13 protein-coding genes are annotated in these 13,438 nt (G+C 67.8%); 9 read left to right on the top strand and 4 right to left on the bottom strand.

Annotated elements, in window-relative coordinates:
- Positions 1 to 79 precede the first annotated feature (79 nt).
- The 3 genes from V7787_RS50210 to V7787_RS50220 form a co-directional block, all read right to left on the bottom strand.
- Positions 80 to 1,000, bottom strand: a complete 921-nt coding sequence (locus V7787_RS50210; RefSeq protein ID WP_336095027.1) for an endonuclease/exonuclease/phosphatase family protein — start codon at positions 998 to 1,000, stop codon at positions 80 to 82.
- Complete coding sequence (locus tag V7787_RS50215; protein WP_336095028.1) at positions 997 to 1,401, bottom strand: hypothetical protein; 405 nt, start codon at positions 1,399 to 1,401, stop codon at positions 997 to 999. The genes V7787_RS50210 and V7787_RS50215 overlap by 4 nt, the downstream gene beginning before the upstream one ends.
- Before the next feature lie 264 nt (positions 1,402 to 1,665).
- Positions 1,666 to 3,447: a M14 family metallopeptidase gene (locus V7787_RS50220; protein WP_336095029.1), complete on the bottom strand. Its 1,782-nt coding sequence runs from the start codon at positions 3,445 to 3,447 to the stop codon at positions 1,666 to 1,668.
- Between the two features lie 227 nt (positions 3,448 to 3,674).
- On the opposite strand from V7787_RS50220, the gene V7787_RS50225 reads away from it, so the two are divergent.
- The 4 genes from V7787_RS50225 to V7787_RS50240 all read left to right on the top strand — a co-directional run bounded on the left by V7787_RS50225 (position 3,675) and on the right by V7787_RS50240 (position 7,560).
- Positions 3,675 to 4,301, top strand: a complete 627-nt coding sequence (locus tag V7787_RS50225) for a glutathione S-transferase family protein (RefSeq protein ID WP_336095030.1) — start codon at positions 3,675 to 3,677, stop codon at positions 4,299 to 4,301.
- A 47-nt stretch (positions 4,302 to 4,348) separates the two neighbouring features.
- A complete protein-coding gene (locus V7787_RS50230) occupies positions 4,349 to 5,095 on the top strand; it encodes a hypothetical protein (protein WP_336095031.1) in 747 nt (248 codons plus the stop codon).
- Between the two features lie 146 nt (positions 5,096 to 5,241).
- Positions 5,242 to 6,870 carry a POT-type proton-dependent oligopeptide transporter gene (locus V7787_RS50235; RefSeq protein WP_336095032.1) on the top strand — a complete coding sequence of 543 codons (1,629 nt, stop codon included), beginning with the start codon at positions 5,242 to 5,244 and terminating at the stop codon, positions 6,868 to 6,870.
- A gap of 72 nt (positions 6,871 to 6,942) precedes the next feature.
- Positions 6,943 to 7,560 (top strand): rhomboid family intramembrane serine protease, encoded by a 618-nt coding sequence (locus V7787_RS50240; RefSeq protein ID WP_336095033.1) that lies wholly within the window; start codon positions 6,943 to 6,945, stop codon positions 7,558 to 7,560.
- Between the two features lie 241 nt (positions 7,561 to 7,801).
- On the opposite strand, the gene V7787_RS50245 is transcribed toward V7787_RS50240, so the two are convergent.
- Positions 7,802 to 7,993: a hypothetical protein gene (locus tag V7787_RS50245; protein ID WP_336095034.1), complete on the bottom strand. Its 192-nt coding sequence runs from the start codon at positions 7,991 to 7,993 to the stop codon at positions 7,802 to 7,804.
- Between the two features lie 316 nt (positions 7,994 to 8,309).
- On the opposite strand from V7787_RS50245, the gene V7787_RS50250 reads away from it, so the two are divergent.
- The 5 genes from V7787_RS50250 (at position 8,310) to cfa (ending at position 13,438) form a co-directional block, all read left to right on the top strand.
- Positions 8,310 to 9,704: a histone H1-like repetitive region-containing protein gene (locus V7787_RS50250; protein WP_336095035.1), complete on the top strand. Its 1,395-nt coding sequence runs from the start codon at positions 8,310 to 8,312 to the stop codon at positions 9,702 to 9,704.
- Positions 9,705 to 9,784: 80 nt separating this feature from the next.
- Positions 9,785 to 10,075: a GNAT family N-acetyltransferase gene (locus V7787_RS50255; protein WP_336095036.1), complete on the top strand. Its 291-nt coding sequence runs from the start codon at positions 9,785 to 9,787 to the stop codon at positions 10,073 to 10,075.
- 174 nt (positions 10,076 to 10,249) lie between these two features.
- Positions 10,250 to 10,975, top strand: coding sequence for a pseudouridine synthase (locus V7787_RS50260; RefSeq protein WP_336095037.1), 726 nt, complete (start codon positions 10,250 to 10,252; stop codon positions 10,973 to 10,975).
- 134 nt (positions 10,976 to 11,109) lie between these two features.
- Positions 11,110 to 11,943: a DUF3298 and DUF4163 domain-containing protein gene (locus V7787_RS50265; protein ID WP_336095038.1), complete on the top strand. Its 834-nt coding sequence runs from the start codon at positions 11,110 to 11,112 to the stop codon at positions 11,941 to 11,943.
- Positions 11,944 to 12,283: 340 nt separating this feature from the next.
- Entirely contained in the window at positions 12,284 to 13,438 is a 1,155-nt protein-coding gene (gene cfa / locus V7787_RS50270) for a cyclopropane fatty acyl phospholipid synthase (protein WP_336095039.1), read from the top strand.

The raw sequence follows: 13,438 nt of genomic DNA on the forward strand, positions 1-13,438 counted from the left end.
GCGGTCAGGGCGGATCGGATCATGCGGGGCTCCTGCGGGGCGGGGGAATCGACCCACGCTAGGAGCCCGGTGTGTCAGTTCAATGACTGTCGGCAGGCTTGAAGCCGGGCGATTGCAGCGGATGGGTCGGGCGCAGTCGTACGAACAGGCCGAAATGATCCGAGGCCCAGACGCCGTCGCGGGCCTGGTTCAAGACGATGCGCGCGTCGAGCACGTCGAAACGCTTCGGGTCGTAGAACACGTGGTCGATCCGCTGAGCGGGCAGGTAGGCCGGATTGAGGGTGGTGGCGCGCTTGGGATCGGCGGCGAGCTTGGGCTGGAATTGGGCGAAGGCGTCGCGGTAGCGCGCGCGCAGGGCGTTGAGTTCGGGCGAATCGGCGTCGCTGTTGAAATCGCCGGCGACGATGACGCCGCCGTTGTTCTGAGTGGCGTCGATGAATTCGAGCAGGCTGGCGATCTGGCGGCGGCGGATGTCGCCGCCGTCGCGCTCGTTGTGCAGATGGGTCGCGTAGAAATCCACGCCGGCGTGCATCGCGTCGAATATTTTGCTGGCGTGCGCGGCGGTGCGGTAATCGCTCAGCGGTTCGAGGTTTTTCGTCTGTTGCGCCGACGCCGGCGGCTTGTACAGGATCGCGTTGCCGTAGCGACGCTCGGCCTGCGGCGGGTCGACCGAGACGAAGCGCGCTTGGTAACCGGTGGCTTCGGCGATGTCCTCGGCCTGATTGCGCAGGCCCGGGCGTTGCAAGACTTCTTGCAGCGCGATCAGGTCGGGTTGCAGCCGCTCGATCTGCTCGACGATCAGCGCGCGGCGCTTGGGCCAATCGCCTTTGTCGTGCCACAGGTTGAGGGTGAGCACGTTGACCGGGACGGCCGGGATGGTGATTTTCGCCGGCGTCGGTTGCGCCGCCGATGCGGTCGCGGCGAAGGCGGCAAGGGCGGACAAGGCAACGGCCTGAACGACGTGGCGCAGCCGGCGAATGAGGGCGCGAGTCGGCGTCATGGCGTCGGCAACTCCGCGCAGCCCTTGTACTGTTTGTCGCCGACTTGCAGCGATACGCTGGCCGGATAGTCGCGATCGCTCATGCCGTCGCTGCAGGTTTCGCGCCGGTAACTCAAATTCACCGCGCTGCCGTCGTCGGCCAGGCCGGTGTAACCGTCGGGCGTCGCGCTGGCGCGCGCTACCTGCAACTTGCGTTCGCCGTAATCGAGTTGCAGCGAGATCCGGGCCGGCTCGCCGCTGTGCACTTCCGCCGCCCAGCCCGGCTCGGTGCCGACCGCGCGCAGCGCCAGCGTCGGTTTGGCGGTCGCCGCAGTCGGTTTCGCCGTTGGAGCCGGCGGTTGGGCGCAGGCCGCCAGCAGCAGCGCGGACAGGACGGACAGCGGAGCGATTCGCGAATGCATGCGGGATCTCCCGTGCGAAGGACACGGCGAGGATACCTTCGGCCGGATTAACCGAAGAGATCGCCGCGGCGGTTGCGCCGCGTCCGCTGGAAGGGGCGACTGTAGGAGCTGCGCGAGCTGCGACCGCGACAACTCAGCTGCGGCGAACCTTCGGCGTAGGCGGTATTTCGCGGTCGCGGCTTGCGCCGCTCCTGCAGGTAGGCCATGGCGGAGCGGCGGTCGATGAAAAAGGCGCGGGGGGCGCCCCCCGCGCGTTGTCGCCGATCAGTTCGGCACCGACTCGGTCCGCAGCACCGGGTATTGGTTGTAGCGCGTATCCCAAGCCGAATGGCGGCGATAGAAGAAATCCAGACGCGCCTGCGGGCTCTTGGCGAAGGCCGGATCGCTTTGCAGCTTGGCCTCGAACTCGGCCTTGACCTTGGGATCCTTGAGCATTTCGCGGGCCACGTCCTCGGCCACGTAATCCTCCATGTATTCCTTGCGTTCGAAGGCGTTGTTGAACTCGCCCCACGCGGCCAGCGAGTCCGGCGCCTGCGGTTCCAGGATCGCTATCGCCACCCGCGCCTTGGCCTGGGCGATCGGCACGAACAGCGCGCCGGCCACCAGGTCCTGCGTCTCCGGTTTCCACTGGCCGGTCAGGGTGGCGCGCTGATGGCCTTCCACCGATTGCGCGCTCAGTTCGGCCTTGTCGGCGCGGAAGGTTTCGACCTGCGCCTTGGCCAGGGCCGAGTCGAGACGGCGATAGCTCACGCCATGCTGATCGAGTTTGGCCGCGACCCAGGCGGCCTGCGCGGCCGGCACCAGATAGCCGCCGCGCGGCGCGGCGACTTGTCGGCCCGGCTGGATGTCGTATTTCAGCGGGATGTTCCAGATCTGCGGCTTGGTTTCGTCGTAACGGGTCATCAGCGCGCCGGACACCTCCGACGGCGTGCGGGTGTAGGCGTAGCCGCGGAACGCCACGGTGCGGACCTTGTCGCTGACCTTGTAATCGAGCGGGACGTTCTGCCCGCCCAGGGCCAGCGCGCGCTGATCGGCGGCAAGCGCGGTGGCGCGCCAGTCGGCGCCGTGCGCGCCGACTTGGTTGAGCAGTTCGACGATGATGTTGCGGGTGATCCGCACCCGGGTCGGATAGTCCTTCCACGAGTGCGTTTCCACCAGCATCGCCAGACGGTTGCGCAGGAAGAAATAGCCGTGCGAGAACCGCGGCGGCGGCACGCCGTCTTCGAAGCCGGAGGCGGGATTGTCGGATTCCACGAACGAGGGGTAATACGACAACGGCAGCGAGCCTTGCTTGGCCAGGCGCTGGATCACGCCATCGCGCAGCGCGGTGCCGGCCGCGCGCAGCGGCGGGTCGCCGGCGTGCACCGGTTCGACCTGGATCGATACGTCGTGCTCGAACTTGGCGCCGTCGGTGACGTGCAGGTCGATGTAGGCCAGCGGGTCCCAACGCTCGAACAGCTTGAGCATCGCCTGCATTTCCGGCGCGTCGGCCTTGAGGTAGTCGCGGTTGAGGTTGTAGTTCTGCGCGGTGGTGCGCCAGCCCATTTCCTCCGGGCCGCGTTGATTGGGGCGGTTCCAGCGGCCGAAGCGCTCGTGGCCGTCGATGTTGAACACCGGCACGAACAACAGCACCTGCTTGTCCAGCGCGCCCTTGGCCGCCTGGCCTTCCAGGACCTGACGCAGCGCCAGGAATCCGGCGTCCTTGCCGTCGATCTCGCCCGAATGAATGCCGCCCTGGATCAGCATCACCGGCAGCTTTTTCGCCTGCGCCTGTTCGGGCGTGAACGCGCCGCTGCGGGTGACCACCAGCAGCTTCATCGGCCGGCCTTCCGGGGTGGTGCCGAAATCCTCGCAGCGCACCGCGTCGGGATAGCGGCGGGCGAACTGCGCGCACAGCTCGATCACTTCCTGGTAGCGGCCGGTTTTGACGAAACCGCTGCGCTCGGACACGGTGGTCAGCGCGTCGGTGGCGAACGCCGGCGCGGCGAACGCGGCGGTCAGGGCCAGCGGCAGCAGGCCGCGGGACAGACGGAGGGAACGGGGCATGCGATCGGTCATTGCGGACATCCAGCTTGCGGAGAGGGGCGGCGAAGCGAAGGCACGCGCCAGCGCGGGCGTTCGGCCGCGGCGGTCTAATCTACGGGATCGCGGCGGGCAATGCGTGTGCGGACTTTGCGCTGCTGTCAGGTCGTGACAGTAGTCATCCCGTGCGCCCGGCGAACGCGCCGCGCATGGCCTAGAATCCGACGCCTCCGCCGCCAGGATGTCCGCGCATGTATACGCTGTACTACTACCCCGGAGCCGCCAGTCTGCTGGTCCACTGGCTGCTGATCGAGATGGAGCTGGAGCACGAACTGCGTCTGGTCGACATCGATGCGCGCGAGCACAAGAGCCCCGAGTATCTGGCGCTCAATCCCAACGGCGTGGTGCCGACCTTGATCGTCGACGGCCAACCGCGCTTCGAGGCCGCGGCGCTGGCGATGTCCCTGGCTGATCGCCACGCCGATGCCGGCCTGGCGCCGCCGCCCGAGCACCCGCAACGCACGCAGTACAACCAGTGGATGTTCTACCTGGCCAGCGCGCTGCAGGCGCCGCTGCGGCTGTGGTGGTATCCCTGGGATCTGCAGGCCGACGACGAAGCGGTGCGGCGCGGCTCGCAGGCGCAGATCGAAGCCGCCTGCGAGCGGCTGGATTCGCACTTGGCCCAGCACGGGCCGTACCTGCTCGGCGAGCGCTTGAGCGCGGCGGACTTCTATCTGACCATGCTGATGCGCTGGTCGCGCAATACTCCCAAGCCGGCGCACCAGTGGCCGCATCTGGCCGAGTTCGCGCGGCGGATGAAGGCGCGGCCGACCTTTGCCGAGCTGTATCGGCGCGAAGGCTTGAGCGAGTGGGCGTGAGCGCCGCTCGCCGACGCTGAGCGACCCTTTTCCTGGAGAACGATCGAATGGATGCACCGGCCTTCGCCGCCCACACCCGCACCCGAGCGCGCCGGCATCCCGTCGCCGCGCTCGCCGCCGCGGCCGCGCTGGCGTTCGCCGCGGTCGCTGTCCCGGCCATTGCGGCCGAGCCGGTCGCGGCGCCGCCCGCGCCCGTCGGCGGGGTTGCGCCGGCCGAATGGACCGTGCGCTGGTGGCGCTGGGCCCTGGGTTTCCCCGCCGGCATGGCGCCGTACCTGGACCGCGACGGCAGCCTGTGCGCGGCGGATCAGGACGAAGACGGTCCGGTCTGGTTCCTGGCCGGCACCAACGGCCGCTTCGACGCCAAGCGCCGCTGCCAGATCCCGCTCGGCAAGCACCTGCTGATTCCGGTCATCAACATGTACCACGCCGCTGCGCGAACCGGCGAGGACGCGGCCGGCTGCGCCGAGCTCAAGGCCCGGGCGGCGGTCAACAACGATTCGTTGGTCAGCGCGGTGGCCTTGCTCGACGGCAAGCCGCTGGGGCGCCCGTTGCGGCTGGTTTCGCGCTGTTTCGATCCCTATGCCGAGCGCCGCGACAGCGGCCCGGCGGCGGACGCCAAAACCGACTTCCACGCCGCCGCCGACGGCTATTGGTTGCTGTTGCCGCCGCTGCCGCCGGGCAGGCACCGGCTGGTGGTGGGCGCCAATTACGCCAACGATGTCGACGGCCGCTACGGCCGGATGCTGCAGAACTTCGAGTACGAACTGCAGATCGGCGAGCCGTCGATCTGAATGCGGCCCGCCCGCACCCGGCCCGGCGCGGCCAAACCGGGGCGGGGGGCGATCGGTTAGGCTGTGTGGCTGGACCCGCCCAGGCGCCTTGGCGCCCGGGCCTCGCACGGAACGCGCGCCCCGACCCGACGACGAGACCGCCGTAGATGAGCCAAGCCGCCACCGCCCCCGTTCCCACCGATTCGCAGGGCAAGATGCCCCGCCAGATCGGCTACATCATCGGCAACGAGGCGGCCGAGCGCTTCAGCTTCTACGGCATGCGCAACATCCTGGTCTCGTTCCTGGTCGGCACGCTGCTGATGGCCTCGACCCAGGATCTGGCCGAGCGCGAGCGCATGGCCAAGGACGTGTTCCACACGTTCATGATCGGCACCTATTTCTTCCCGCTGCTCGGCGGCTGGCTGGCCGACCGTTACTTCGGCAAATACAACACCGTCATCTGGTTCTCGCTGGTGTACTGCGCCGGCCACGCCTGTCTGGCCTTGTTCGAGCACAACCAGGCCGGGTTCTACACCGGCCTGTTCCTGATCGCCTTCGGCGCCGGCGGGATCAAACCGCTGGTGGTGTCGTTCTGCGGCGACCAGTTCGACCAGAGCAACAAGCACAAGGCCAAGCTGGTGTTCGACGCGTTCTATTGGACGATCAACTTCGGCTCGTTGTTCGCATCGCTGCTGATGCCGATCTTCCTGCGCGAATACGGCCCGGCGGTGGCCTTCGGCATTCCCGGCGCGCTGATGTTCCTGGCCACCTTCATCTTCTGGCTGGGCCGCAAGCGCTATGTGATGGTGCCGCCGACCCGGCATGCGCCGGACCCGGATTCGTTCTTCAACGTCGCCCGCACCGCGCTGACCGCCAAGGCCGACGGGCAGGGCAATCCCGGCGTGGCGGTGGCGGCGATCGGCGTGGCCCTGGCGGCCGGCGCGCTGGCGCTGATCCCGAGTCTGGGCTTCGTCAAGAGCGCCTGCATGGCGCTGGGCCTGCTGATCGGTTTCGGCGGCTACGGCATCTCGCTGCAGCTCGACCGCGCCCGCGGCAAGCACCCGGACGCGGCGGTGGACGGCGTGCGCGCGGTGCTGCGGATTCTGATCGTGTTCGCCTTCGTCACCCCGTTCTGGTCGCTGTTCGACCAGAAGGCCTCGACCTGGGTGCTGCAAGGCCAGCGCATGGTGGTGCCGACCGACCTGTGGTGGTGGCCGAGCTGGCTGATCTCCGGCGAAGGCGGGGCCAAGGCCGCGGCCTCGCAGATGCAGGCGATCAACCCGTTGCTGGTGATGCTGCTGATCCCGTTCAACAACCTGGTGCTGTACCCGGCGCTGCGCAAGATCGGGCTCAATCCGACCCCGCTGCGGCGGATGGGCTTCGGCATCGCGATCTCGGGCCTGTCCTGGGTCGTCGCGGCGGTGCTGCAGTTGTATATAGACGCCGGCCACCCCATGTCGCTGGCATGGCAGATCCTTCCCTACATCCTGCTGACCTTCGGCGAAGTGCTGGTCTCGGCGACCGCGCTGGAGTTCGCCTACAGTCAGTCGCCGCACTCGATGAAGGGCGTGATCATGGCCTTGTGGTACCTCACCAGCACCTTCGGCAATCTGTGGGTGATGCTGACCAACGCGGCGGTGCGCAACGAGTCGGTGACCTCGCACATCGTCTCCACCGGCCTGAGCGAGAACGCCTTCCTGATGTTCTTCTTCGCCGGATTCGCCTTCCTCGCGGCGGCCGCGTTCGCCTTGTACGCGCGCACCTACCCGATGCAGGACCATTACCGCGCGGCGTGAGCCGCCGCGGCCGATGGCTGAGCTTCGATTCCCCGCGCCCGATCCTTTGAACCCTGCGAGCCCGACCCGATCATGATCACCTTCGTCCTGATAGCCGTGACCGTGCTGGTGTCGTGGCAGGCGTTCGAGAAACGCCGGATGTTCGAGCGGCTGGTGCTGTGGCCGCCGGGGGTGGAGCGTTTCCACCAGTACGACCGGCTGCTGACCCACGGCTTCGTGCATGCCGACTGGATGCACCTGCTGTTCAACATGATCACCCTGTACTTCTTCGGCCGCGCGGTCGAGAACGTGTTCGGCCAACTGGTCGGGCCGGCGATGTACCTGGTGTTCTATCTGTCGGCGATCGTGGTCGCGATCCTGCCCAGCTACCTGCGTCATCGCAAGGACAGCGGCTACGTCAGCCTGGGCGCGTCCGGCGCGGTCTCGGCGGTGCTGTTCGCCTTCGTCCTGGTCGATCCGTGGAGCTGGATCATCGTGTTCGTGATCCCGGTGCCGGCGGTGGTCTACGCGATCGCCTACGTCGGGTATTCGTACTGGATGGACAAGCGCGGCCGCGACAGCATCAACCACAACGCGCATCTGTCGGGCGCGATCTACGGCTTGCTGTTCATGCTGTTGATGGAGCCGCGGGTGGGGTTGCTGTTCCTGAGCAAGCTGGCCAACCCGCGTTTGCCGAGCTTTTTCGGCTGACCTGCGCGGGCGCGCGGCGCCGCGGTTAGAGCGGACAATGGCGGCTACGGCCGCCGTTGTCGTTTCTGGCCCGGGCGAGGCCGGGGCAGGGGAGAAGCGTGGTTTCAGAGCCGATGGCTCGGCGTCGGCCGCGATGTCGTCGCGGTCGCGGTTACTGGATGCGGCCGGATCGCGGCGCGCGGCGCCGTCGTTGCGGCGGGGCCTTGGCGCGGCCCGCGGGCCGCGCAGCGGAGTCGATGGCTCAGGCCGCCATCGGATTGTCGAACACGCGCTCGCCTTCGCCGTAGGCCGCGGCCAGGCCGGCCTGGATCTCGGCGTCGAGCTCGCGCAGCTCGCGGTCGTCGGCTTCGCCGGTCCGGGCCATTTCGTAAAGGCGGGCGATGACCGCGTTGGTATGGACGTCGTCGCTGTATTGATCGATATGGCGCGTCATCTGCTATCCCCTGCTCAATCGAAATGTGGACTTACTCACAGTTCCAAGCACATTCCATGCCAGGGTTTTCCCTAGCTTGACAGGCGAAAAAGTGACGCGAGACGTCAACACAGGCCGGCCATGATCAGTCGCGTGACGCGACGCGGCGACTCTCACTTGCGCTCACCGGCGCGCGCAACGGCGGCGCTCACCTTCGCTCACCCACCATGAAGGTTGCGCGTGCTAACACGGATACTGCGTTAGCGCACAGGCTGATGTGGTTACAGGGGCAGCCGCTATCATTCGCACATTCGGAACACTCGACGAGGAGTTAAGTATGGCGATCAAGAAAGCCGGCAAGTCCGCAGCGAAACCCGCGAAAAAAGCGGTCAAGCGCGTTGCCGCGAGCAAGGCGGGCAAGAAGGCCGTGGCGAAGAAGGCCGCGGGCAAGAGCGCGAGCAAGAAGAGCGCGGTCAAGCCGGTCAAGAAGGCTGCGGCCAAGAAAGCGGCGGTAAACAAGCCCGCAGCGAAGAAGGGCGCGGGCAAGAAGGTCGTGGCCAAGAAGCCGGTGGCCAAGAAGCTCGCGGTCAAAAAGGTCGCGGGCAAGAAAGCCGCAACCAAGAAAGCCGCAACCAAGAAAGCGGTAGTCAAGAAAGCGGCGACCAAGAAGGTCGCGGCCAAGAAGGCGCCGGCCAAGCGGGCCGCGGGCAAGAAAGCGGTAGTGAAGAAGGCGGCCGCGAAGAAGGTCGCCGCGCGCAAGCCCGTAGCCAAGAAGGCCGCGGCCGCCAAGAGCGCCGCGAACAAGGCCGTCGCCAAGCGCGCGGTCGCCAAGCCCAATACGCGCAAGCCGGTGCTCAAGCCGGCGGCGAACAAGCAGGCCGCCAAGGCTCCGGCGGTCGTAAAGAAGCAGATCGCGCAGGCGCCGAAGCCGGCGATTTCGAAGCAGACGGCAAGCAAGCCGGCGGCGATCAAGCAAGCGCCGGTGAAGCAGGCGCAGGCCAAGCAAGCGACGGTTTCGGCGGCGAAGAAGCCGGCAGCCAAGCCCGCCGCGCAGCCGGTTTCGGCCAAGCCCGAAGCCGCGCCGGCCAGCGTGAAGTCCAAGCCGGTCGCGCGCCGCACCCCGGTTGCGGCCGCTCCGGTCGCAAGCGTCCCGGCCGCGACTCAAGCCGCGCCCGCGCCGGTCGCCGCGCCGGCCAAGCCCAAGGCCGCGCGCAAGCCCAAGCCGGCGGTGGAAGCGCCGTCGTCGGTGCCGGCCGGTTCGCTCGCGGCCGCGGCAGTCGCCTCCGAATCGGCAGCGCCCGCGCTGCTGTCGGAGTCGCACCAGTCCGGTAGCGCTGCGCAAGGCGCCGCCGGCAGCGTCGCCGCTCAGGGCGCGGCGCAAACCGCGGCCGAAGCCGAAGTCGCGGCGAGCGCGGATGAAGATCGTGCCGTCGACAGCGAAGCGGCCGATGCCGCCGAGGACGCGGCGCCGTTCGCTTCGAACATCACCCCGGAGCAAGCGCTGGAGAACACCCGCCGGCTGCTGGAAGCCAAGCAGGAGCAGGCGCGCGAAGCGCAGCCGTGGCAGCAACTCGACGGCCAGCACGGGCATGTGCCGCAGCCGGGTCCGCAGTCGGACAGCGCGGCGCAGAAGGCCGGCGAACTGCATGCGGCCGAGAGCCGGATGGACGCGATCCAGGGTTCCCACAGCACCCAGGACCGCCACAACCAGGGCAAGCGCGACAACCGCTGATCGCGCCCAAGGCCGGAGCCGCTTCGCGCGGTTCCGGCCGGTTCGCGCCCAGGCGCCGCTTTTTCATCGCAGGAGTTTGCATGTCCGCTTCTTCCAATCCCGTCGAGGTTCGCCACGAACGCGACCAGCAGCGCTTCGTCACCCAGATCGACGGCGTGCAGGCGCTGCTGGAGTACCAGATGCGCGGCGACCAATTGGTCATCACCCACACCGGCGTGCCCGAGGCGATCGGCGGCCGCGGCATCGCCAGCCATCTGGTCAAGGCCGCGTTCGACTACGCCCGCGGCGCGGGCCTCAAGGTTCGCCCGGCCTGCTCGTACGCCGCCGCCTGGGCCGAGCGCCATCCCGAGTACTCGCAGCTGCTGGCCTGAGCGGGCAGGTTCGAGCATCGGCAGGGCCCGCGGGCCCTGCCAGGGCGGCGGCCCCGCGGCCCGAATGAATCGATTCGGCGCGAAAATCGCCTATCCGGGCCGCCGCGCTCGCCAATCCACGGCGTCTGTGCCAGCCTACGCGCCCCCCGATCTTCCGCAGGCCGGTTTTCCGGCATGCTGTCCGCCATGCGCCTGAACAAACACATCAGCGACACCGGTTTCTGCTCCCGCCGCGAGGCCGACCGCCTGATCGCCGAAGGCCGGGTCACCGTCAACGGCGTGCGCGGCCGGGTCGGCAGCGAGGTCGGCGAGGGCGACGAAGTCCGCATCGACGGCGAAATCCTGCGCGTGCGCGTGGCGGCCAAGGGCAAGCGCCAGCACGTCTACATCGTGCTCAACAAGCCGGTCGGGGTGGTCTGCACCACCGAGTCCACGGTCAAGGACAACATCGTCGACTTCGTCGGCCACGACCGCCGGATCTTCCCGATCGGCCGCCTGGACAAGGATTCCGAAGGCCTGATCCTGATGACCAGCAACGGCGACATCGTCAACGAGATCCTGCGCGCCGAGAACAAGCTGGAAAAGGAATACCTGGTCGCGGTGAACCACGAGGTCAGCAACGAATTCCTGCGCGGCATGAGCCGCGGCGTGCCGATCCACGGCCAGACCACGTTGCCGTGCAAGACCGGCAAGCTCGGCCGCTTCGGTTTCCGGATCGTGCTGGTGCAGGGCTTGAACCGGCAGATCCGTCTGATGGCCGCGCACTTCGGTTTCCGGGTCAAGCAGCTGCTGCGCGTGCGCATCGGCAACGTCAAGCTGGGCCATCTCAAGCCGGGCCAATGGCGCAATCTCACCGACCCGGAACTGCAAGGCTTGCTGCCGCACCGCAGCGAGTGGTGAACGGACGCAAAACCCGCGCGTGAGCGGGCGTGACCGCGAGCTTCTGCGGTCGGCGATCTAGATGTGGACATCACGCTTTGCGCGATAATGTCGCGCGAAACATCCCATGGACGTCCGACCACAAGGATCGCTGTATGAAGCGCGTTACCGCCGTCTGTCTGCTTGCCCTGGCCCTGGCGGCCTGCAAGAAGGAAGCCACGCCGCCGCCGGCCGCCAACGCGCCGGCCGCCACGCCCGCCGCCGGTCTGCCCGCGCCGGTGGCGAGCGAAGACGGCCCGGTCGAACTCAAGGAACTGGTCGAAACCACGCCCAACTACGTGGTCGGCATCACCTACGACACCCAGGCGGCCAAGTACCCGGCGCTGGCGCGCGAGATCAAGCGTTACGCCGACAGCGCCCGCGCCGAGCTGATCGAAGCCGCCAGCGGCCGCACGGCCAAGGAAAATCCGTCGCCGTACGAGCTGTCGCTGACCTTCGACGACGTGCTCGATTCGCCCGACATGATGGCGGTGTCCGCCGACGGCAGCAGCTACACCGGCGGCGCCCACGCCGCGCCGCTGATCGCGCGCTTCGTCTGGCTGCCCAAGCAGAACAAGTTGCTCAAGGCCGAGGAACTGATCCCGCAGAAGGCCGGCTGGGACGCGGTCTCGCGTTTCGTGCGCGAGCAGTTGCATTCGGCCTTGTCGCAGCGTATCGACGCCGACGATCTGGCGCCGGCGGTGCGGGCCGAGCAGATCGAAACCGGCGGGCGCATGATCGACGACGGCACCGCGGCGGATCCTGCCAACTTCGCCATGTTCGAGCCGGTGCGTTCGGCCGACGGCAAGCTCAGCGGATTGAAGTTCATCTTCGCGCCGTATGAGGTCGGGCCGTACTCGGATGGGACGCAGATGGTCGAGGTGCCGGCGGCGGTGTTGTTGCCGCATTTGGCGCCGGCGTATCGGCCGTTGTTCGTCGGCGGGGCTTGAGCGGCCCTCACCCCAACCCCTCTCCCGCAAGCGGGAGAGGGGCTCCAAAGCCAAAGCGTGGCTTTGCCCTTCTCCCGCTTGCGGGAGAAGGTGCCCGAAGGGCGGATGAGGGCAAGCGCGCTCTCGCATCGATAGAAGCAAAACAGCAACGCAGCGTTCGCCGCAAACAACACGATCCGGCACATCCCCGCCCAGCGGCTTTGCTATCGTGCCGCCATGCGCGAACCCCGCGCACAGGACACCGCGACGACAACGTCGCCTCAGGATGAGCGCGCAACGCGCCCCAATCGCAATGCGCAGGCAGTAGCAGGTCGTCCCAGACCCTGACCCCGAGGCCGTCATGCCCCTTGCGTCGCTGCGTAAACGAGTCGAAGGATTGCTGGAACTGGCCGACGTGCGCGTCGGCGGCCATCGCCCCTGGGACATCCAGGTCGAAGACGAAGAGTTCTACCCGCGGGTGATCGCGCAAGGCTCGCTCGGGCTCGGCGAAACCTACATGGACGGCAGCTGGAACGCGCAGTCGCTGGACCAACTGCTGGTGCGGCTGCTGCGCGCGCACGTGGACGAACAAGTGCACGGCTGGGCCGCGATCCTCGACGGCCTGCGCGCGCACCTGATCAACCTGCAGAGCCACCGCCGCAGCTTCACCGTCGGCGAGCGCCACTACGACCTGGGCAACGATCTGTACCGGGCCATGCTCGGCAAGCGCCTGGTCTACAGCTGCGGCTACTGGCGCGACCGCCAGGGCCAGCCGCTGCGCGATCTGGACGCCGCCCAGGAGGCCAAGCTCGATCTGGTCTGCCGCAAACTCGGCCTGAAGCCGGGCATGCGCGTGCTGGATATCGGCAGCGGCTGGGGCGAGGCGCTGAAGTTCGCCGCCGAGCGCTACGGCATCGTCGGCGTCGGGGTGACGGTATCGCACGAGCAGGCCGAGTTCGCTCGCGAGCTGTGCAAGGGCCTGCCGATCGAATTCCGCCTGCAGGATTACCGCGACCTCGACGGCAAGAGCCAGCGCTTCGACCGGATCTTTTCGCTGGGCATGTTCGAGCACGTCGGGGTCAAGAACTACGACGCCTATTTCGACGTCGCGTTGCGCTGCCTGGACCGCGACAGCGCCGACGGCGGCTTGTTTCTGCTGCATACCATCGGCGGCAACAAGTCGGTGAGCCATACCGATCCGTGGATCGCCAAGTATATCTTCCCCAATTCGATGCTGCCCTCGGCGCGGCAGATCGCCGAACACACCGAAGGCCGGTTCGTGATCGAGGACTGGCATAACTTCAGCGCCGACTACGACCTGACCCTGCAGGCCTGGCGCGACAACATCGAAAGCGCCTGGGAGCGGCTGGATGCGCGCTACGACGAACGCTTCCGGCGGATGTGGCGGTTCTACCTGGCCGCGTCGATGGCGACCTTCCGCAGCCGGCACGCGCAGCTGTGGCAGTTGGTGCTGTCGCCGGACGGGGTGCCGGGCGGGTACGTCGCGCCGCGGTGA

Source organism: Pseudomonas sp. CGJS7 (assembly GCF_036961695.1).